Origin of the sequence: Methanoculleus oceani (assembly GCF_023702065.1) — an archaeon.
Lineage (GTDB): Archaea > Halobacteriota > Methanomicrobia > Methanomicrobiales > Methanoculleaceae > Methanoculleus > Methanoculleus oceani.
In genome coordinates, this window is sequence record NZ_QFDM01000003.1 from 322,977 (window position 1) to 342,378 (window position 19,402).

At 61.6% G+C, this 19,402-nt stretch carries 20 protein-coding genes; 12 read left to right on the forward strand and 8 right to left on the reverse strand.

Annotated features, from left to right (window positions below):
- Positions 1–4 precede the first annotated feature (4 nt).
- Genes DIC75_RS11295 through DIC75_RS11305 form a run of 3 tightly spaced genes read left to right on the forward strand, consistent with a single transcriptional unit; the run spans position 5 to position 1,697 of the window.
- Positions 5–502 carry a GNAT family N-acetyltransferase gene (locus tag DIC75_RS11295; RefSeq protein ID WP_250988139.1) on the forward strand — a complete coding sequence of 166 codons (498 nt, stop codon included), beginning with the start codon at positions 5–7 and terminating at the stop codon, positions 500–502.
- A 60-nt stretch (positions 503–562) separates the two neighbouring features.
- Complete coding sequence (locus DIC75_RS11300; RefSeq protein ID WP_250988140.1) at positions 563–1,276, forward strand: DNA alkylation repair protein; 714 nt, start codon at positions 563–565, stop codon at positions 1,274–1,276.
- Between the two features lie 19 nt (positions 1,277–1,295).
- Entirely contained in the window at positions 1,296–1,697 is a 402-nt protein-coding gene (locus tag DIC75_RS11305) for a DUF3795 domain-containing protein (protein WP_250988141.1), read from the forward strand.
- 57 nt (positions 1,698–1,754) lie between these two features.
- Here the strand turns inward: DIC75_RS11305 and DIC75_RS11310 are convergent, their stop codons facing one another.
- From DIC75_RS11310 to DIC75_RS11320, 3 genes are read right to left on the reverse strand one after another with little or no spacing between them, the layout of a single operon-like run.
- Positions 1,755–2,183: a pyridoxamine 5'-phosphate oxidase family protein gene (locus DIC75_RS11310; RefSeq protein WP_250988142.1), complete on the reverse strand. Its 429-nt coding sequence runs from the start codon at positions 2,181–2,183 to the stop codon at positions 1,755–1,757.
- 55 nt (positions 2,184–2,238) lie between these two features.
- The gene (locus DIC75_RS11315; RefSeq protein ID WP_250988143.1) at positions 2,239–2,841 is read right to left on the reverse strand and encodes an NAD(P)H-dependent oxidoreductase; all 603 of its coding nucleotides are present in this window, start codon (positions 2,839–2,841) and stop codon (positions 2,239–2,241) included.
- Between the two features lie 58 nt (positions 2,842–2,899).
- Positions 2,900–3,244 (reverse strand): hypothetical protein, encoded by a 345-nt coding sequence (locus tag DIC75_RS11320; RefSeq protein ID WP_250988144.1) that lies wholly within the window; start codon positions 3,242–3,244, stop codon positions 2,900–2,902.
- A gap of 181 nt (positions 3,245–3,425) precedes the next feature.
- Here DIC75_RS11320 and DIC75_RS11325 point away from each other — a divergent pair, with 181 nt between their 5' ends.
- From DIC75_RS11325 to DIC75_RS11335, 3 genes are all read left to right on the forward strand, one after another.
- On the forward strand, positions 3,426–3,980 hold the full coding sequence (locus tag DIC75_RS11325) for a hypothetical protein (protein WP_250988145.1): 555 nt from the start codon (positions 3,426–3,428) through the stop codon (positions 3,978–3,980).
- 261 nt (positions 3,981–4,241) lie between these two features.
- Positions 4,242–5,399, forward strand: coding sequence for a TIGR04083 family peptide-modifying radical SAM enzyme (locus DIC75_RS11330; RefSeq protein WP_250988146.1), 1,158 nt, complete (start codon positions 4,242–4,244; stop codon positions 5,397–5,399).
- Positions 5,400–5,515: 116 nt separating this feature from the next.
- Positions 5,516–6,121 carry a DUF998 domain-containing protein gene (locus tag DIC75_RS11335; RefSeq protein ID WP_250988147.1) on the forward strand — a complete coding sequence of 202 codons (606 nt, stop codon included), beginning with the start codon at positions 5,516–5,518 and terminating at the stop codon, positions 6,119–6,121.
- Between the two features lie 17 nt (positions 6,122–6,138).
- Here DIC75_RS11335 and DIC75_RS11340 read toward each other — a convergent pair whose 3' ends face one another.
- Positions 6,139–6,942, reverse strand: coding sequence for a class I SAM-dependent methyltransferase (locus DIC75_RS11340; RefSeq protein WP_250988148.1), 804 nt, complete (start codon positions 6,940–6,942; stop codon positions 6,139–6,141).
- A gap of 325 nt (positions 6,943–7,267) precedes the next feature.
- Between DIC75_RS11340 and DIC75_RS11345 the strand changes: the two genes are divergently transcribed.
- Positions 7,268–9,058, forward strand: coding sequence for a PAS domain-containing protein (locus DIC75_RS11345; protein WP_250988149.1), 1,791 nt, complete (start codon positions 7,268–7,270; stop codon positions 9,056–9,058).
- A gap of 80 nt (positions 9,059–9,138) precedes the next feature.
- Here the strand turns inward: DIC75_RS11345 and DIC75_RS11350 are convergent, their stop codons facing one another.
- A complete protein-coding gene (locus DIC75_RS11350; RefSeq protein WP_250988150.1) occupies positions 9,139–9,690 on the reverse strand; it encodes a DUF1579 family protein in 552 nt (183 codons plus the stop codon).
- Positions 9,691–9,882: 192 nt separating this feature from the next.
- On the opposite strand from DIC75_RS11350, the gene rsgA reads away from it, so the two are divergent.
- Positions 9,883–10,977, forward strand: a complete 1,095-nt coding sequence (rsgA, locus tag DIC75_RS11355) for a ribosome small subunit-dependent GTPase A (RefSeq protein WP_250988151.1) — start codon at positions 9,883–9,885, stop codon at positions 10,975–10,977.
- Positions 10,978–11,004: 27 nt separating this feature from the next.
- Here rsgA and DIC75_RS11360 read toward each other — a convergent pair whose 3' ends face one another.
- Positions 11,005–11,730: a class I SAM-dependent methyltransferase gene (locus tag DIC75_RS11360; protein WP_250988152.1), complete on the reverse strand. Its 726-nt coding sequence runs from the start codon at positions 11,728–11,730 to the stop codon at positions 11,005–11,007.
- A gap of 229 nt (positions 11,731–11,959) precedes the next feature.
- On the opposite strand from DIC75_RS11360, the gene DIC75_RS11365 reads away from it, so the two are divergent.
- Both DIC75_RS11365 and DIC75_RS11370 read left to right on the forward strand, forming a co-directional pair.
- Positions 11,960–13,153 (forward strand): M24 family metallopeptidase, encoded by a 1,194-nt coding sequence (locus DIC75_RS11365; RefSeq protein WP_250988153.1) that lies wholly within the window; start codon positions 11,960–11,962, stop codon positions 13,151–13,153.
- A gap of 3 nt (positions 13,154–13,156) precedes the next feature.
- The gene (locus DIC75_RS11370) at positions 13,157–13,999 is read left to right on the forward strand and encodes a hypothetical protein (RefSeq protein ID WP_250988154.1); all 843 of its coding nucleotides are present in this window, start codon (positions 13,157–13,159) and stop codon (positions 13,997–13,999) included.
- A gap of 236 nt (positions 14,000–14,235) precedes the next feature.
- On the opposite strand, the gene DIC75_RS11375 is transcribed toward DIC75_RS11370, so the two are convergent.
- Positions 14,236–14,625 (reverse strand): DUF3887 domain-containing protein, encoded by a 390-nt coding sequence (locus tag DIC75_RS11375; RefSeq protein WP_250988155.1) that lies wholly within the window; start codon positions 14,623–14,625, stop codon positions 14,236–14,238.
- A gap of 265 nt (positions 14,626–14,890) precedes the next feature.
- Here DIC75_RS11375 and DIC75_RS11380 point away from each other — a divergent pair, with 265 nt between their 5' ends.
- On the forward strand, positions 14,891–15,421 hold the full coding sequence (locus DIC75_RS11380) for a deoxycytidylate deaminase (RefSeq protein ID WP_250988156.1): 531 nt from the start codon (positions 14,891–14,893) through the stop codon (positions 15,419–15,421).
- A gap of 59 nt (positions 15,422–15,480) precedes the next feature.
- Here DIC75_RS11380 and DIC75_RS11385 read toward each other — a convergent pair whose 3' ends face one another.
- Positions 15,481–16,554 (reverse strand): NAD(P)-dependent alcohol dehydrogenase, encoded by a 1,074-nt coding sequence (locus DIC75_RS11385; RefSeq protein ID WP_250988157.1) that lies wholly within the window; start codon positions 16,552–16,554, stop codon positions 15,481–15,483.
- Between the two features lie 414 nt (positions 16,555–16,968).
- On the opposite strand from DIC75_RS11385, the gene DIC75_RS11390 reads away from it, so the two are divergent.
- On the forward strand, positions 16,969–19,398 hold the full coding sequence (locus DIC75_RS11390; RefSeq protein ID WP_250988158.1) for a PAS domain S-box protein: 2,430 nt from the start codon (positions 16,969–16,971) through the stop codon (positions 19,396–19,398).
- The last annotated feature ends 4 nt before the right edge of the window (positions 19,399–19,402 follow it).

Below are 19,402 nucleotides of genomic sequence, written 5' to 3' on the forward strand. Positions count from 1 at the left end.
AGGAATGGAGTTTATCATACGGGAGATGACCGCCGCCGACCGGGAAGACGTCCGCCGGATCTACCTCGAGGGGATCGCCACCGGCAACGCGACGTTTGAGTCGGAGGCACCTTCATGGGAGCGCTGGGACACGGGCCACGTCAGGTCCTGCCGCCTCGTTGCGGCCAACGGCGAGAGGATCTTCGGCTGGGCGGCGCTCAGTCCCTCTTCCGGGCGCCCGGCCTACGCCGGTGTCGCCGAGGTCAGCATCTACGTCGAGAACGACGTCCGGGGGCTGGGGGTCGGGAGCGCGCTCCTTGCCGCACTCATCGCCGCATCGGAGCAGGAAGGGTTCTGGACGCTCCAGGCGGGCATCTTTCCGGAGAACGAAGCGAGCCTCGCCCTCCATGCGAAGCACGGTTTTTGCGTCATCGGCCGCCGCGAACGTCCGGGCCGGATGAAGGACGGCAGATGGCGGGACGTGCTGCTTCTCGAGCGGAGGAGCAGAGAGGTAGGCCTCTGACCCGCGCCGGGACGCCCCCGATCCTGATCGTTTATCCGTCACCCCTTCCTAGATCTCCCCATGGATCCAGTCGTCGAAGCGATACGGCAGGAGTTCGCGGCGCACGCAGACCCCGAGATCTGCGAGAAAGGCCAGCGGTTCTTCAAGGAGGAGGTCCGGTGCTACGGGATGAAGACGGCAACCGCAGTCTCGATCGCAAAGAAATACTGGAAGGAGGTCAAAACCCGTGAGAAAAAGGAGATCTTCGCTCTCTGCGAGGAACTCTATTCGTCGGGGATGATGGAGGAGGCGTTCGTGGTCTCCCAGTGGGCCCAGCAACTCGCCGACCGCTACGAACCCGGCGACATCATTGTCTTCCGGCACTGGATCGGGACCTATATCACCAACTGGGCCACCTGCGACGGCCTCTGCAACCACGCCGTCGGGGACTATATTCTCCGGTTCCCGGAGCAGGTTGCGGAGCTGAAACGCTGGACGCAGTCGGAGAACCGCTGGATGCGGCGTGCGGCGGCGGTCTCGCTGGTCGTGCCGGCGAAACGCGGGGAGTTCCTCGACGAGGCGCTTGAGATCGCCGATCTCCTCCTGACCGATACGGACGACATGGTCCAGAAAGGCTACGGGTGGCTCTTAAAAGAGGCGAGCCGGAAGCACACGGACGAGGTCTTCTCCTACGTCATGGCGAACAAGAGAGTCATGCCCCGGACGGCTTTGCGGTATGCCATCGAGTTGATGCCGAAGGGCCTGAAGGCCGAGGCGATGAAGAAGGACTGGTAAGTCATCCCGGGTGATGAAGATGGTCCAGACAGTCTACCCGGACTCAGTCGGGATGTGCGGCGTGAACTGCGCTCTCACCCCCTGTCTCCGGAACGGGAGGTGCCGCGGCTGCCGTTCCGAAGACCCTCGCCAGAAGCGCACCTCAAAGTGGAAGTGCCGGATCCGGAGATGCGTCCTGGAGCGGCAACTCAACCACTGCGGCGAATGCCCGGAGTTCCCCTGCCCGACCCGGGGGTCTCTCGATAAACTCTATCGTGGCCGATACCGGATCGACCTTACGGAGAATATCAGGAGACTCACCGCTCTCGGGCCCGAAGAGTGGGGACGGCAGGTGCAGGCCGATTACACGTGCCCGTCGTGCGGGGGGTGCATCGACCCCTACCGGCGGACGTGTTCCGCCTGCGGGAGAACGATGGACTGATCTTCGCGCTCCCGGCATCCCATAAAGGACGGGAGTGTTCCTCCTGGTCCAGGGTACCTAGAACCTGACCCGCGGCGCTTCGGCTTCCCGCATGTTCTGTTCCAGCGTCCAGAAGTACGCCTCGCCGTGGGCCACGCGGAATACGGCGAGATGCGGGTCGTTCGGCCCGGAGACCCCGATCTGGAGAAGCCACGGCCGCTCTTTGACGAGCCGCTCTTTCAAGGCCGCATCCTCGACGAACTCGACCGCTCCCGCGACCCGCATCATCATGCCTTTACCCCCGGGATTGTAGAAGCAGAGCTCGACCTTCGGGTTCTTTACGAGCTGCTGCCAGACGGCCTTCGGGGTTCCGGTATGGTAGTAGAACCCGGTCGAATCGGCAAACCACATGGCAAACGCCCGGACCCGGGGCTGGTCGCCGTCCATTGTCGCGATGTAGGTCACGGGGTTTTCGTTTGCGAATTTCACGCAGCCGGAAAAGTCCATTTTCCTTCCTCATCCATCAATACGGAGAGGAAGTAAAAAATGTTTCCGGGCCGCCTCAGGCGGAATCGGACGGGAATACCTCACGGGCCAGCCTCCGCGCCTCGTCGAGCCAGGCCCTGCGCTGCCCGTCGGTGCTCGTGACCACAACAGAGAACATCCGGCGGTGAACGACCGGGATCCCGCAGAACGCGCAGATACAGTCCTTCCAGAGCCGTTCGAGGGGATCGCCGAAGACCTCGAGTTCCCTCTCTTGGGGCGTGTTCGAGGTATTGAAGACGAGCGCCGCTTTCGCCCTGAGCAGGCCCACCGGAACGCCTTCCCCGGCGTCTCCTTCCAAAAACCGGTATGCGACGCCCGGGCGCAGGACCCGGTCGATCCAGCCTTTCAGGATCGCGGGGGGCATCCCCCACCAGTCCGGGTGAATCACCACAAGACCGTCGGCGGCAGCAATCTCTACGCAGTGCGCGGCAACGGAGGGGGGGAGCGGTGCGTCACGGGGTATCTCGTCGTACGGCAGCAGGGGGTCGAAATTCTCGGCATAGAGGTCATGGAATGCAACGACATGCCCGCATTCCTCGAGGGCGGCGATGATCGTCTCCGTTATCGCATGGTTGAAACTTCCCCGGTGGGGGTGTGCGAGTACGACGGATATGAGCACTTGAAGCCTCCTTTCTGACCACGTTCTCCCCGTTGCCTTAAATACAGCACGGTTGACGTCAGGTCCCGGTTTTTGCGTTCTCCCCATGCCAGCGCGCCATATGCTCCGCGTGGGTGCGCAGGTAGGCCCCCTCCGTGAAGAACCGGTCGTAGAACTCGAGATCGAGGTGATGGGCCTGCAGGTGCGTGAGCAGGACGACCGAGGGTGCGGTGCCCGGGAACTTGCCGAACCGGTCGTAGACGTACTGCGCCATCATCGAGACGCACCCGATGAACTCCTCGCCGTGCACCTCCGCGCTGCCCCGGACAAGCCCGCTCTCCTTCCAGGGACCCGGGGTTGTGGGGTAGCGGGCTTTATCCGCGACAGGATTGACGGGCCGCCGGAGTTGGTTCCGGTACTGCAAAAGATAGGAGAACTCTTCCGAAGGCAGTTTTCGGGGTGCTGGAAAAGCCAGAAAAGAAACGGATTTTCGCAACGAGTAAAAAATTATGCAGTAAAACACCAATTAGAGTGTAAAAAGTTTCCACACATTTAGAAACATTTAAATTTTCTTTCAATTATAGTCTCGAACGGAGTTGTGTTTTTTGACGGAGCAATACGTTCTGATCAAACTAGCGGCCAGTACCATCGCCCTGATCCTCGTAATAGCAGGCCTTGTTTTTGTATATTCGTCCGGAGGAAACGGATTTGTCACGGAAGGGACCACGCAGGACGAGTTGAAGGCCCTTGCAGCGAGTATTGCGGCCCGGATCGACGGTGACGCCCTCGCAGAACTCCAGCCGGGAGATGAAGCTACCCCGGAGTTCATCGCCATTCGCGACCAGCTCAATGCCTTCCGGGCCTCCAACCCCGAGATCCTCTACATCTATACGATGCGCAAAGTAGGGAATGCCACCGAGTACATCGTGGATGCAGACTACGGTATCGACGACGGAGTCGCGATAGGCGAGGTCTACTATCCTACGGACCTGGACACCGATTTCCTCGCCGGGTTTGTTGAACCCTCGGCCGAACCTGAGTATTACACCGAACAGTGGGGCAACGCCACAGCGACCATCATCTCCGGGTATGCTCCCGTGAAGGATTCGACCGGCACCATCGTCGGGATGGTGGGCATCGATCTGGGGCACTCAGAGTGATCGACCGGTAAAATCCCATCGTCGCCTTCCCCGTTGCCGGGAGGTTCATTCACCCTTCTCGCGGCGGGGATCACCCGGGAGATCGCCGCCGCCCGAAGAGGTCTCGCGGTCGACAGCGCGATCGATTCTTTTCCGGATAGGCCACGTCGATCCCCTAACTTTGCAGGAAGGCTTTGCTTATCCAGACGGACCCCCGCCAGAGCCCCGGGTCCGGGCCGGTATGAATAGGTTTTAACATCTTCGAAGAGAAGCTCGGTACGAATGAAGAGCCCTTTCCATATCATGATCATACCCACGCTCGGTTGTCCGTCAAAATGCCATTACTGCTGGAGTTCTGATGAAGGGTCTCCGAAGATGAGTATCGAAACGGTCCGGGCGGTAACGGACTGGCTCAAAGACTACCGGTCCGACCAGGTCACCATCACCTTCCACGGAGGAGAGCCGCTCCTTGCAGGCGCGAATTTTTACCGGCAGGCCCTGCCGATCCTCTCCGAGGGGCTCGCCCATCTTGCACCGACGTTCGCCCTGCAGAGCAACCTCTGGAGGCTCACCCCGGAGATGGCCCGGATATTTGCAGAATACCATATTCCCATCGGTTCCAGCATCGACGGCCCCGAGGAGATCAACGACCTGCAGAGAGGGAAGGGCTACTTTGAAAAGACCATGCGGGGCTATGAGATCGCGACGGAGAACGGGCTTGAGGTCAGGTTCATCTGCACGTTCACCTGCCGGTCGGTCGAGCATAAGGAGGAGATCTTCAACTTCTTCCTGCAGAGCGGGTTCCCTCTCAAACTCCACCCGGCGCTGCCGTCTCTCCGGAGCGAGGACCCGAAAGAATGGGCGCTTGAACCGGAGGCGTACGGGGAGCTGCTGGTGTATCTCCTCGACAAGTACCTCGAGAACCTGGGGAAGGTCGAGATCATGAACATCAACGACCTCTGCAAGTGCATCTTTACCCGACACGGCACCGTCTGCACGTTCGTGGACTGCATGGGAAACACCCTTGCCATCGGGCCGGACGGGAGCATCTACCCCTGCTACCGCTTTGTCGGGATGCCGGAGTACATTATGGGCAACGTCTACGACCGTCCCACAGCGGAAGACCTCGCCCGGTCGGACGCCTGGAAACTCATGCACGCGTTCAAGGATTACGTCGATCGCGAGTGCGGAGAATGCCCCCATATCAAGTACTGCCGTGGCGGATGCCCCTACAACGCGATAGCGCCCACGAACGGCGAGATCCGGGGCGTCGATCCCCATTGTATCGCGTACAAGCGGATATTCGACGAGATCACCGACCGGCTGAATAACGAGATGTACGGTTCTCCGGATATGGAGATGGGCGGGTTCGGTTCGCGGTCCCGGAGGAAGGCAAAACCCGGGATCATGTCGATCCTGCAGGCGATGGCGACAAAATAGGTGCCCGGACTGCTCTTCCGTCCTGCGCCCGTTAACAGGGATCCGGACACTCCCCGACGACCGGCATGATCGGGCGTGTGTGGGAACTATGAAGGAGGAGACTCCATCTATCCAGCATGCGCAGAATAGATCTCACGATCAGCAGCCGGACGATTGCAGGAGTGCTGCTCTTCCTGCTCCCGGTTCAGTTCATGACCGCCCTCATGGTCGGCGCGGCCATAGCACCCGGGTACAGCATCAGCGCAAACGCGATCAGCGATCTCGGCGTGATCGACGCGACGGCATGGCTCTTCAACTCCTCCCTGTTCATCGCAGGCCTCTTAAACAGCATCGGCGGCTACTTCCTCTACCGTACCTACGGCAAAGGCTGGATTCTCCCCGTCTTCGTCCTCGCGGGTATCGGAGCACTGGGTGCCGCAACCTTTACGCTGGACATCCCCGGAATCCACGGTCTCTTTGCGCTTCTGGCTTTTATCTTCTTCAATATCCAGGCCATCGCAGGTGCCGCCCTGGTCCGGGGGCCCTTAAAGGCGATCTCGATCATCGCCGGTGCTATCGGCCTCGTCTTTCTCGTGACCCATGCCGCGAGCGATTTCGGCATCATGAGCCTTTACGGCCCTATCGGCCACGGCGGGTCGGAGAGAATGATCGTGTACCCCGCACTGCTCTGGCTCACGGCATTCGGGGGATACCTCATGGCGCCGTTTACGAAGAAGCGGTGAGCGGGGTCCCCGCCCGGTCACTTCCTTCCCGTCGCCTTGAAAAACGTGTAGCAGAAGACCCCGTCCGGCCGGGAAGTGCGGTAGAGGTCGCGTATCCCCTGCTCCCAGTCCTCCCGGCTCATCATGCCCCGGCTCACCGCGTCTTCCCCGACGCCCTCGACCATGGCGGTGAAGGTCAGTCTCGTGAACCCTCGAACAAGGTCCGGCCGGGTCGCATCCACGTAGACCATCCGCGGAGAGACGCGGACGTCGCGGTACCCGGCACCGGCGACGAGCGGGTAGAGTTCTCTCCCGATCAGGGCATTGCCGCCCATCTCCCGCTGGAGGTCGACGAGGCACCCGATCGCACGGCGGGCATGGGCGCTGTCCGGGTGGAAGTAGGCCGAGCCGTGGTCCCCCTCGATCACCGTGATCGTCCCCCCCTCCCGAAGCAGCGGGCGAAGGCGTTCGAGCGCACGGCGGGGCTCTGAGAGGTGTTCGAGGACGAAACAGAGGAAGATGTGGTCGAAGCTCCCCGGCTCGTAGCAGAGATCGAAGATATCGCCGGCCTCGAACGTGACGTTCGTGATGCCTTCGTCCCGCACGCGCACTTTTGCCTCCTCAAGCGAGACTTCGGAGATGTCGACCGACGTGATCAGCGCCTCCGGACTGTTGCGTGCCAGGATGACCGTCTGGGCGCCGGTGCCGCAACCGGCCTCGAGCACCCTTGAGCCCGCCGGATACCGGGTGTCGTCGTGGAGGAGCCCGGTCAGGGTCTGTGCCTGGTCGCTCAACCGCTCCGCTTCCCGCTCTGTGTAGCCGTGGACATACTTGCCGCTCATCTGGTTCCCGCAGATCTATAGCATGAGTCCGGTATTAAGGACACCTGCGATGACCGGGTAGCCCTGAGCCCGGGCCACCGAGCCCTTCCCGGCAGCGCAGGCCGCAGGTCGGGGCAGGGCCCTTGAGCGGACCCATATCTTCAAGACGAGCGTAATCTGCTCCGATTCCGTCCATATGAAGTCTTCCGGACAAGACGGAATGCAAAACTCCTTAATGAGGATAATGTAAATATAGACGCAACAGCCCTGTAACGAGGTCTCGCGGGAACAGGGAACAGAGCGGGCAGGCCAGGAAAAACCGGACGATGCAATGGTGTGAGCGACCGTGTCTGATATCTTCACGAATCTCTTTCCAATACTGGTCGGTTCCTGCGTCATCTCGGCACTCATCACCTACGGTCTCGGGACATATGTTTTTGCACAGAACCCCTCATCGGCAGTCAACCGCCTCTTCCTCGCGGTAACGCTCTCGGCAACCTACTGGGCCCTGGGCGAATTCTTCATCTGGTATTCGGCCGGTTACGACGGCTGCCTGTTCTGGCTGAAGGCCAGTTCGTTCTGGCCCCTTGTCTTCGCGCTCACGGTCCATTTCACGCTTGCCTTCACCGATCACCCCCTCGCACAGGAGAAAAAGCACGGCATCATCTTCGCCGCCCTATACCTGCCGGCCCTCCTCTTTGCCCTGATCGGGCTCTTCACCGACCTGATCTACGTAGTTACGTTCCGGTCCGGAATGGGGTATGTCTACCTGCCGGCATCCGTAAACCCCGTCTACCTGGCTGAGAGGGCTTACTGCGTCCTGGTAATAGTCTGGGCGGTATACGCCGGCATCTCGTCCTGGCAGAGAGCGCCTCCGGGAAGAGTCCGGCACCAGAACCGGCTCTTCTGTATCGGCATCGTGACTGTCGTCGGTTTCGGAACTCTCTCCGGACTGGTTCTCCCGGCACTCGGAATCTACACCGTCAACTTCGTCTTCATCGGGATCGTCGTTTTCTGTCTCCTCATCGCCTACGCCGTCCACCGGCACGGGCTGTTTACCCTGAGCCCCCAGACAGCGGTCCCGGATATCATCAGGACGATGCCCGACGGTCTGGTCCTTGCCGACATGGACGGCAGGATCATCGCGGCGAATGCATCGGCCGCGGAGGTCTTCGGCGTGACCGAAACGGATCTTCCCGGGCAGTCAGTCGGGAGGTTCATCCCCGAAGCGGCATATGCCTCGATCAGGACCGCCGTCATGGAGCAGGGAACGTTTTCGGACATGGAGGCGGCACCCGACGGCAGGGAAGGCAGTGTCGTCAGTATCGCCGGAGCACTTGTAAGGGACCCGGATAGGGAGCCTGCCGGCATCGTCCTGATCATCAGGGACATCACCGCCCGGAAAGCGGCGGAAACGGCACTCCGGACGGCCAACCAGAAGTTATCCCTCTTATCCCAGTTGACCTGCCACGATATCGGCAACGATGTCACGGGCCTCTCCTGGTACCTGCACCTCCTTTCGGAGGACAGAATGCATCCCGATGCCGACGTGCACCTCTCGCGGTCGGTCGAGGCCGTAGAGAAGATCAAGAAGCATCTCCTGTTCTCCCGCGATTACCAGATGATCGGCGTGTATCAGCCGGTCTGGCAGCCGCTCGAGGCGATGATCGCCCATGCCGCCAGCACCATCCCCAACTCTGGAGTTGCGATCTCCACCCGGGTAATCCCGGCGGAGATCTATGCCGACCCGCTTTCACCGAAAGCCATGTACAACCTGCTCGAGAACGCACTCCGACACGGGGGAGAAGTCACCGCGATCCGTATAACGACCACAGAGCAGGCTGATGGGACGCTCGCTCTGGCATTCGAGGACAACGGCACGGGAGTCCGCGATGAGGAGAAGGGGAAGATCTTCGGCTACGGTTACGGGAAGAACACCGGTTTCGGGCTGACGTTCTCCCGGGATATCCTGTCGGTAACCGATATCGGGATACGCGAGACCGGGACAGCAGGCAAGGGGGCCCGGTTCGAGATCCTTATTCCTCCCCGGGCGTGGCGGCCGATTGCAGGGGGAGAGCCCGGCCCGGACCCGACGGATAATCCGTGCCGGGGGCAGGAGAGCGTCGAGGAAGGCTGACCGCAGGCATGTGCGGGGACGTTCCCGCTGTCCATCCTCGAGGGCATATCTCCCGCACGCGGCACCGTCCTCACACCCCGTCATACCCCGGGCCCAGACAGACGAACCGGCTCCTGCGGCCGGATGACATACTCTTCGATGAGCCTCCAGGACCCGTCCTCCGTCATGATCTCGTTCATCCAGATGATTGCACGCGGATCGGCCGCATCCCAGATGAAGCGTAAGGAGACCGCCGGCTCCATGGACTCCATGATGAGCCGGTCACCCTCGAGCCTCCCTCGAAACATCATGGAGATGCCGTTGCTGTCGACGGCCATGCCCCGGTACTCCTTCGTCCTCGCATCCCATCCCGCAATCCAGTGAGCCTTCCAGGTGACCACCTTCTCTCCTGCGACGAACTGGTCCTGCTCGAACCTGCAGGAACGCCAGAGGCCGTTTATGATCCACTCGCAGTCCGCCCTGCCTCTGGCCTCCATCTCGGGCGACCCGGGACCCATGCCGTCCGCCTGCACCGTGCCCGTCCAGGTTCCGTTCGGATGAAACCGGGCAAGCGCCTCGGTTTCGGGTCCGGGTTTGCGCACCGTGGGCTCCCACCGGGCAGTCGTTTCCGCCGGAGTTTCTCTCTCGGTCATTCGCATCACCGCCCGGAGACGGGATCGTCCGCCCATATAAAGATCTGCCCGGACCCCGTGCCGCCGGAACTGACTTCTCTTCCTCGTGCCCCTTCCCCTGCTGAACGGGGCTTGCGGCATGCGGTCGGCAACCGCGACCGCAAAGCACTTGGCGCTTCGCATGCCACCCATTTTACGGAGTTTGATCATCATATGAGCCAGTCCACTTCCCGATGCGGACACCAGCAGCCCTGTACGCTCGAAGACCTCGGGTGGACGGAAGAGCACGATGCGGCATTCTCGAAGTACACCGGCCCGTATCTCCCCGGCCGCGTGGCCTGCCGGCAGAAGACCGTATGGGACGTGCTCATCAGCGGCGGATCGGTCACGGCCGGGATCTCCGGAACACTGCGAAAACTCGGCCGCTTTCCCGCTGTGGGGGATTTCGTCGTATTACTCGACCAGCCGGAAGCCGGCGCCTCGACGATCGTTGATATCCTCCCACAGAAGACCCGCTTTGCGCGGGGAACACCGGGACACGAAGGCGCCGACCAGGTGATTGCGGCGAATATCGATACGGTCTTTATCGTGACCGCCGCCGGCCGTGACCTCAACGCCCGCCGGATCGAACGCTTTCTCGCGATCACCCATGCGTCCGGCGCCCGCCCGGTCATCGTCATCAACAAGTCCGATCTGGCGGACGACCCTGCAACGCTCGCCGACGAGATCGCTTCAGTCTCCCCCGGCATACCGGTGATTCCGATCAGCGCCGTGAGCGGTGAGGGAGTCGACCGGCTCGACCCGTATCTGTCGGCGGGAACGACGATCGCCCTCATCGGCTCGTCGGGTGTCGGCAAATCCACCCTGATCAACCGGCTCATGGGCAGTCCGGTGCAGGATACCTCGCATACCCGGGACTACGACGATAAAGGGCGGCACACCACGACCGTCCGCCAGCTCTTCGTCCTCGCCGGCGGGGCGCTCATGATCGACAACCCCGGCCTGCGGGAGGTCGGCATCGGTACGGCATCCGCCGGTATCGCCGGTACATTCCCCGACATTCTCGAACTGGCGGAGAACTGCAGGTTCTCGGACTGCAGGCACGAAGAGGAGCCGGGCTGCGCGGTCCGGGCGGCCGTCGCAGCCGGAACCCTCTCTGCGGCACGGCTGGAGAGTTTTCAGAGGCTCGTGCAGGAGCTCGCGTTCGAACAGGACAAAGCGGAGATCGGGCTTGTCCGGCTCGAGAAGAAGCGCTGGAAACCGATCGGGAAGCTCCAGAGGGATATCGGGAAGACAAAGGGGAGGTGAAAACAGCCATCCGCGGGGCGGGGTGGCTCACCCCTTCTTTTGCAGAATGAAGAACTCGTAGCCGTACTCGTCGGCATGCTCCCGGTAGACGGCGGTCTCCCGCTCGGCGAACTCAATCTGAGCCTCCGCCTCGGGATTGCCGGCGACTTTCGGCCGCAGGTCTTCTATCCGCTTGAGGACCGGTACATAGTAATTCTCCCACCACACGGACTTCGGGAGCGGAAAGGTCGCGATGACCTCGTAGCCGGCACTCTCGGCGATCGCGCGGTTTGCCGGGACCGTCGTTATAGCCGGGTAGCAGTCGTTCCAGAACGCCGCCGCCTCCGGCGAGGGATTTTCGGTGAACCAGGCGGCCTCGGTGAGGCAGAGATAGCCCCCTGGCCGTAGCAGCCGCCTCCACGAGACGAGCCCCTCCCGAAATCCCACGATGAAGATCGAGCCCTCCGCCCAGAGGGCGTCGAACGATGCGTCGGGGAACGGCAGGTCGTCCATGGAGGCGCGGACGGTGGTTATCCGCTCGCCCACCCCGGCCGATGCCGCGCTCCGGGCGAGGTCGTCGAGGAACGGCTGGTGGACGTCGACGGCGGTGATACGGCAGCCGGAGCAGGTCCGGGCAAGTTCGACCGTCTGCATCCCTGCCCCGCACCCGATATCCAGGATCTCAGGTTGGGTGGGAAGATCGTCGAGCATCGAGAAGGCCTTCCGGGTGCACTCGTTGCTCCCCGGCCCCTGGCGGGGCAGGCCCTCGTGCATGGTAAAAATGAAAGGGGTTTCCATGACAGGATAATGCGTCGTGCGGCTCTATAACCCATACGGTCGGAATTGCTTCCATCGTCGCGAGATTGTGTCCGTGCCGAGCCCGGGGTTATGCAGAAGGGTTACGGGGCCACCATCCCCATGACCGGGAGGGGATCGGGGCGCCCCCAACTGCCAGAACCCGTATCCCGTCAGAGCTAAATACCACCACCGCCCAATGATCCGTATGGAGCATAAGACCCCCGCCTCAGAGCTCCGGGACCGCATGGAGCGGTTCCGGCTCCGTATGGACGCGGAGAACCCGTCGTGGGAGCTTGCAGCGATCTTCGGGCGGACAAACCAGTTCTACTTCACCGGGACGATGCAGGACGGGGTCCTCCTCATCCCCCGCAACGGCGAAGCCGTGCTCTGGGTGCGCCGGAGCCTCGAACGAGCAGAGGACGAGTCGCACTTCCCCGACATCCGGCCGATGAAGAGTTACCGGGATGCGGCGGGCGCAATGGGGACGTGTCCGGCGACGGTCCATGTGGAGAAAGAGGCGGTGCCCCTCGCGCTGCTCGAGCGGTTCCGGAAGTACTTCTCCTTTACGGAAACGGCGTCGCTCGATACGCAGGCGGCGAAGGTCCGGTCGGTCAAAAGCACCTACGAACTCTCGATCATGGAGAGAGCCGGGAAGATTCACCGCCACGTGCTCGAGGACTGCGTTCCCGGGATGCTCCGCGAGGGGATGAGCGAGGCGGAACTCGGGGGCGAGGTCTTCTCACGCCTGGTCCGGGAAGGGCATCATGGGATTGCACGGTTCGGGATGTTCGGGACGGAGATGATACTCGGGCAGCTCGGCTTTGGAGAGAGTTCCATCTACCCGACCGGTTTCGACGGGCCGGGCGGGTGCCTCGGAGCGGCTCCCGGCGCACCGGTGCTCGGCAGCCATGACAGGACGCTCGGAATAGGGGATCTGGTCTTCGTCGACTGCGCATGCGGGGTGCGGGGTTACCACACCGACAAGACGGTGACGTATATCTTCAGGGGATCCCTCCCCGAAGAAGCGATCGAGGCGCATCGCCGGTGCGTTGAGGTCCAGGACGAGACGGCGTCCATGCTGCGGCCCGGGATCGCACCCTCGGAGATCTACGCGACGATAATCGACGGTCTGGAGCCCGCATTCCTCGAGAACTTCATGGGCTACGGGAAGCGGCGAGTGCAGTTCCTGGGCCACGGCGTCGGCCTGCAGGTGGACGAGATGCCGGTGATCGCCCGCGGTTTCGACGAGCCGCTCGAGGAGGGGATGGTGATCGCCCTCGAACCCAAGAAGGGAGTCCGGGGCGTCGGGATGGTCGGGATCGAGAACACCTTCGTGGTCGCCCCCGGGGGCGGCAGGTGCATCACCGGGACGAACCCCGGGCTGATCCTGGTATACTGAGTTATGGCGAAACACGCAAAAGTTCTCAGGAACCTGCTCATCGTCGCAGGCATCATCGCTGCAATCCTCTTCGTATTTATAGCGCTGACCGCAGTAATTCTCGGCCAGTCCTCAGCGGAGAGTTTCATGTCGACATATCACTACGAGCTGACGATCTCGACGACGGGCCCCATCGAAGACGCGGTCCTCCTGATCCCCCTTCCTTCCCGGTACGACCCGGAGACCGGAACGAACGTTACGCCCGTCGATCTCTCCCGGGCAAGTTTCAGCAACTTCGACAGCGATATATCGGTAAGGATCGAGAACGTCGACGGCGTTCCCATGTTAAACATCTCGGCCGACCGGATCGATCCCATCTATAAAAGCCGCATCGAGCCGATTCCGATCATGCCGGGGCAGAACGAGTCGGAACTTCCAAAACCAACCCACATCTACTCCGACAGGTACTCGGAAGAGACGCCGGTGCTCGTCGAGATGGAACTTTACATGCTCGACACCAGCCCCGGCCGCGAGATCGACACCCGAACGCCGATTGGAGCCGAGCCCCTTTTTGCGCCCTACCGGATCGCCGGCAACCTCACCGGTTCCGGCGGACCCGCCGACGACTACTACGTGAGCCCGGGGTCTACCGGGTATGTCGTCGAGGTCCCGTTCATCCTCTCGTTCGACGCCGGGGACGAGAACGTCCTCACCATCTCCTCCAGGTTCCAGGGGGCGAACCAGTGGTGGATTCTCGGCTGGCAGTCGAATTCGTACAACGAGAGATTACGCCACGAGTTCACGGGCCCGTGCAACGGCACTTACCCGGTGAGGGGCATTCTCGTAACCGGGGAGGGCGTGTACTGATGCTTCGGAGTCCTCTTTTCCCATAGAAGTGCTTCTTCGTCCCGGGATCCAGGCATCCGGTCATCGAGTCCGGCTCTTCCCGCGCTTATTCTCTCTGCGAACACCTGCCCCGGCCCTGGAGATCGAGAAGAACGCTGTTCGGATACGGTAGTGGAATCCTCCCTGCACCGGGGGCAGAGATGGCCACGGGGTCGATCGATACGTTTCCGCCAGAGCAGTTCTGCCGGTGAAGCGCCTCAGCTGCGCAGCATCGGGGAGTCGAACCAGAGCCCGGAGAGCTGGTGCGATTCGTCGCCCTTCCGGAAGACGAACCGGAGAGCAACGCCGTCCTCCCGCTCGAAGTTCGCCCTGTAGGTCACGGTGATATACTCGCCCCTCTCCGTAACGACGGGGTTATCTCTGGAGACATAGAGCCCTAACCTGGATGTGACGAATTCGCGGTACATCGTATAGTTGCCTTCACCGAAGCCTAAAAGAACGTTGTCGGCGATCGGGTCCGCATACTCAAGCACCCGCGCCTTCTCCTCATCGGACACCACGGTCTCCTGGCTCATGCAGCCGCATGTAGAGACCCCGACAAGGATGACCAGAACGGCAAGCGACAATACCCGAGGGAGACCCATCATACAGAGTCGAACCGGGGGGTGATTAATTTGCGGGTCGGAACGCCGAGGGGTCGCATTCGGAGGGGACGGCGCCACATTAACGACAGGAGATTTCCTGACCCCCTTCAAAGCGCATTGAATAACTCTTAACGGACAGCCATCCCTTCGACATAAAACACCTCTTTTTAATCCACCACCGTGGAAGATCTATCATGAGCGAAACCCTGAGCGGGCAGAGGCTTTCGTATCCTGCAGCCCTATACCTGCCCCCGGAGGAGAGGCAGCCATGACGAACCGGGATACCGCCTCGCCCGACGCACCGCCCGTACCGCCGCGAGCCTCGCGAACCGAATGGTACATGAATATCGCGGTCGAAACCGCCCGGCGGTCGACCTGCATCCGGCGGTGCTACGGCGCGGTCGTGGTCAATTCTGCGGGGGAGATCGTCTCTACCGGGCACAACGGGGCACCGCGGGGAGAGGCGCACTGCGACGAGTTGAACACCTGCATCCGCAGGCAGTACAACATCCCTTCCGGCGAACGTTACGAGTTCTGCCGCTCGGTGCACGCGGAGATGAACGCGCTCCTGCAGGCGGGGAGGGCTGCTGCCGGGTGTACGATGTACCTGGCCGGGTTCGAACGCCTGACGGGAGCGCCCTCGTACGACCCGCCCTGCCTGATGTGCTCGAAGATGCTGGTGAATGCCGGCATCGGCAGGGTGGTCGTCAGGACACCGGAAGGGCTGCGGGAACTCGACCCGCAGGTGCTCTACCGGAAGCACCTGGACAGCGTGATTGCAAAGGTTTCGGGGAAGTAGTATACAGGAAGGCGCCGGAACAGACCTGATGGGCGGGCCTAAAAGAAAGATCGGAGCCCCTACGGCTCCACGATGACGACCGGTTTGATCAGGTCCCGGGGCTTCTCCTTCATCAGGAGAAGGGCCTCTTCCAGCTTATCGAAACCCCTGAAGACGTGCGTCGCCATCAGCGACGGGTCCATGCGCCCGTGCATCACCACTTCGGCCAGCCTCTCCATCCTCACCCTTCCGCCGGGGCAGAGCCCGGTCATGATGTTCTTGTCCGCCATCCCGAACCCCCAGCCCACGCGGGGAAGGGGGATGATGTCCTGATCGCCCATTCCCTGGCCGAAGTAGTTGATGTTCGAGATCACCGAACCGGGTCTGGCCATCCGGATCGCATCCATCATAACCTCGGCACCGCCGCCGGCAACGATCACGGCGTCGACGCCCGCTCCGCCTGTTTTGTTCTGGATCTGTTCTGCGGTGTCTCCCTCCTTGTAGTTGATGATATCCGTCGCGCCGTACTCTTTCGCCACTTTGACGGCGGCAGGCCTCGTGCCGACGGCAAAGATCCTCCCGGCACCCCGCAGTCTTGCACCGGCGACGGCGGAGAGGCCGACCGGCCCAATCCCCAGGACCGCCACGGTAGCCCCGAACTCGATCTTAGCGTTCTCGGCGCCCATGAAACCGGTACTGAGCATATCCGGGAGCATGACCCCTGCTTCGAGAGACATGCCCTCCGGCAGGTGCGCGAGGTTGTAGTCCGCCAGGTTCACGTGGAAGAACTCGCCGAAGACGCCGTCTTTGAAGTTCGAGAACTTCCAGCCCCCGAGCGGGCCGCCGGTCTGCGAGGGATACCCGCGCTGTGCGGCTTCCGTCTCCCAGTCGGGGGTGATCGCCGGTACGATGACCCTGTCGCCGGGCTTGAAGTCCCGGACTTCGCTTCCCACTTCGTCCACCACCCCGAGCGCCTCGTGTCCCAGGATGAGGTCATGCCGATCCCCGATTGCTCCCTCCCAGACGGTGTGGACATCGGAAGTGCACGGAGCGAGCGCCAGCGGTTTGACGACGGCATCTCTCGGACCGCAAGCCGGTCTCTCCTTTTCTATCCACCCGATCTCGCCAATCTTGAGCATTGCCAGGCCTTTCATATTCTACCCTCCTTCTGATCGGGGTCAGAGGGGGAGATCCTATAAAAGTACCGGGGGTCGTCGCCGACTGCCGACGATCGCGCGTGACCGGGAGGAGCCGGGAGCACCGGGTGAACGCTGCGCCGGTGACGGTACGGGCTGTTCAGGCAGGGTGAGAACCTGTTCTGACAGTGGGGGGACAGGTGTCCCGAAGCAACCGGGAGCGAGAGAACCTGCCGGTCATTCACCGGTCCGCTCCGTCATCTCGCATGACGCTTCCCGGTTAATCTTATTTCATAACCATCGGCCCAATGTGGACATAAAGGCGTTTCCCCACCGTAATCCAGGAGATCCTGCATAGCCCGGTAGCGCTACCGTTAATACTGCTGATGTGAAACTCACTGTACCTGCTTTTAATAGGAGCCGCCACATCAGATGCCAGCGCCCCCAGAAACTCCACGGAGGAAGTCTGATCCCGCCGAACGGGATGAGGTTCCACAGGGCATCCCTGCCGAGACCGAACGGCTCGTCGAAGAGCCGATCCGGGAGCTCCAGGCAGAGATTGATGCCCTTCGCCGGGAGAATGCAGAACTCAGGCTGGCCGAGACCGAACGCAGGAGAGACGAGGAGGCGCTGCGCAAGGAGAAGGATAGAGTAGGTGCCATTCTCTCCGCGCTCGACACGGGGCAGTCCCTTGTCGACCCGGATATGACGATCGTGTGGGTCAACCAGGAGGCCCGTGACATACTTCCCGAACAGGAGCCCATCGGCCAGAAGTGTTACCGCTATTTCGAAAGCCTGAACGAACCGTGCGAAGTGTGTGCAGCACAGCGCGTCTTTGCAACGGGCGAGGTTACAAGAGTAGAGAAGTGCGTCCCGCGCCGTGGGCGCTGGATGAATATCGTTGCCCAGCCGGTGAAAGATGCATCCGGCCGGGTAACACATGTTCTCGAGAGTTTCACCGACATCACCGAGCAGAAGCAGGCGGAAGAAGCCCTGCGGGAGAGCGAGGCCAAGTACCGAACCCTGGTGGAGACCGCTCTCGACATCGTACTCATCCACGACAGTGAGAAGATTCTCTATATCAACTCAACCGGGGTGAACCTTCTTGGCGCAGCCTGTCCGGATGAGATCCTCGGCAGGAACTTCCTCGAGATCGTCCATCCCGACTTCCGCGACCGTATCCGGGAGAACGTTGCGATGGATCTCCTGGGCGAATCTTCGCCGATCACCCAGCTCCAGCTCCTCCGGCTGGATGGAACCGCCTTCTGGGTGGAGGGGAGAGGCGTGATGACCTTCATTGCCGGCACCCCTGTCGTCCAGGTGATCATGCGGGACATCACCGAGCGCAAGCAGGCCGAAGAGACGTTGCGGGAGAGCGAGAAGAAGTACCGGCAGCTCTTCGAGTCGATGGGCGAAGGATTCGTACTCCACGAGATGGTCTATGATGATGAGGGGCGGCCAGTCGATTATCTCGTCCTCGACATCAACCCTGCATATGAGAAGATTACCGGTCTCCGGCGCGAAGATGTCATAGGAAAAGGCATTACCGAGATTATCCCCGTTATCGAGCCAGTCTGGTTTGAGCGGTACGACGGGGTCGTACGTCTCGGCAGAGCGATGCGGTTTGAGGACTACAACGCGGGGCTTGACCGATGGTACGGCGTCTACACGTTCCCGGTGCGCAAGAAGAACCAATTCGCCGTAATTTTCACCGACATCACCGAGCGCAAGCAGGCCGAGGCGAAAATCCATGCTGTCATGGAAAGGGAGCATTTGAGAGCCACAGAACTGGATGCGACTCTTATATCGATTGCATCTGGCGTCATCATCTACGATACCACCGGGGCTATTGTTCGGGTGAACGAAGCGGTGCGTAAGATGATCGACAGAACGGCGATATCTTTTGATCCAATCCACTTCGAGGAGCGCCAGGCGGGTTTTGGAGTCCTGCGGAAGGATGGGACGCCGCTCTCTCTCAAGGCGACCCCCTTCTACCGGGCGTTGCACGGAGAGACCGTGCAGGGAGAAGAGGTGATGGTTACCTGCCTGGACCGGGAACCGCTCTGGGTGGACACGTCGGCAGCTCCTATCCGCGATGGCGGCGGTGCCATCGTGGGGGCCATTGCCATCCTCACGGATATCACCGAGCGCAAACGTGCGGAAGAAGCGCTCATACGCCATACTGAGGAGCTCACCCGGCTTCACTGCGAACTGGAAGCCGCGAACCGGGAGGCGAACCTCTACCTGGACATTCTCACCCACGATATCGGCAACACCGAGAACGTCTCCAGGCTTTATGCCGATCTGCTGCTCGAGACACTCGACGGCGAAGCCGCCGGATACATGGGGAAACTGAAGCGGAGCATCAACAAGAGCATCGAGATTCTGGGCACCGTCTCAACCATCCGCCGGATTCATCAGGCTTCGCCGGAGATCAAAGAGACGGACCTCGACAGGGCAATCCGGGGAGCGATCGAAGTGTTCCCCACCAGCACCATCCGCTATACCGGGACTAACCATCAGGTCCGGGCAGACGACCTTCTCCCGGTGGTCTTCAACAACCTCATCGGCAATGCCGTCAAGCACGGCGGTCCTGATGTCAGGGTCACGGTCCGGGTTGAAGGGGTGAACGGTGAGGTGCAAATCTCGGTCGAGGATACCGGTCCGGGCGTGCCGGATGCGGACAAGGAGGCAATCTTCCACCGGTACGAGCAGCACAAACGGGGCGTCGGCGAAGGGCTCGGACTCTACCTGGTGCAGATCCTCGTGGAACGGTACGGCGGCAAGATCTGGGTCGATGACCGGGTGCCGGGTCGCCCGGGGGAAGGCGCAGCGTTCCGGTTCACACTGAAGAAGGCGTGAGAAG

Bases quoted from the DNA above. Each gene is read 5' to 3' on its own strand.
- DIC75_RS11295 (WP_250988139.1), top strand. From the start codon at position 5: ATGGAGTTTATCATACGGGAGATGACCGCCGCCGACCGGGAAGACGTC.
- DIC75_RS11300 (WP_250988140.1), top strand. From the start codon at position 563: ATGGATCCAGTCGTCGAAGCGATACGGCAGGAGTTCGCGGCGCACGCA.
- DIC75_RS11305 (WP_250988141.1), top strand. From the start codon at position 1,296: ATGGTCCAGACAGTCTACCCGGACTCAGTCGGGATGTGCGGCGTGAAC.
- DIC75_RS11310 (WP_250988142.1), bottom strand. From the start codon at position 2,183: ATGGACTTTTCCGGCTGCGTGAAATTCGCAAACGAAAACCCCGTGACC.
- DIC75_RS11330 (WP_250988146.1), top strand. From the start codon at position 4,242: ATGAAGAGCCCTTTCCATATCATGATCATACCCACGCTCGGTTGTCCG.
- DIC75_RS11335 (WP_250988147.1), top strand. From the start codon at position 5,516: ATGCGCAGAATAGATCTCACGATCAGCAGCCGGACGATTGCAGGAGTG.
- DIC75_RS11340 (WP_250988148.1), bottom strand. From the start codon at position 6,942: ATGAGCGGCAAGTATGTCCACGGCTACACAGAGCGGGAAGCGGAGCGG.
- DIC75_RS11350 (WP_250988150.1), bottom strand. From the start codon at position 9,690: ATGACCGAGAGAGAAACTCCGGCGGAAACGACTGCCCGGTGGGAGCCC.
- rsgA (WP_250988151.1), top strand. From the start codon at position 9,883: ATGAGCCAGTCCACTTCCCGATGCGGACACCAGCAGCCCTGTACGCTC.
- DIC75_RS11360 (WP_250988152.1), bottom strand. From the start codon at position 11,730: ATGCACGAGGGCCTGCCCCGCCAGGGGCCGGGGAGCAACGAGTGCACC.
- DIC75_RS11365 (WP_250988153.1), top strand. From the start codon at position 11,960: ATGGAGCATAAGACCCCCGCCTCAGAGCTCCGGGACCGCATGGAGCGG.
- DIC75_RS11370 (WP_250988154.1), top strand. From the start codon at position 13,157: ATGGCGAAACACGCAAAAGTTCTCAGGAACCTGCTCATCGTCGCAGGC.
- DIC75_RS11375 (WP_250988155.1), bottom strand. From the start codon at position 14,625: ATGATGGGTCTCCCTCGGGTATTGTCGCTTGCCGTTCTGGTCATCCTT.
- DIC75_RS11380 (WP_250988156.1), top strand. From the start codon at position 14,891: ATGACGAACCGGGATACCGCCTCGCCCGACGCACCGCCCGTACCGCCG.
- DIC75_RS11385 (WP_250988157.1), bottom strand. From the start codon at position 16,554: ATGAAAGGCCTGGCAATGCTCAAGATTGGCGAGATCGGGTGGATAGAA.
- DIC75_RS11390 (WP_250988158.1), top strand. From the start codon at position 16,969: ATGCCAGCGCCCCCAGAAACTCCACGGAGGAAGTCTGATCCCGCCGAA.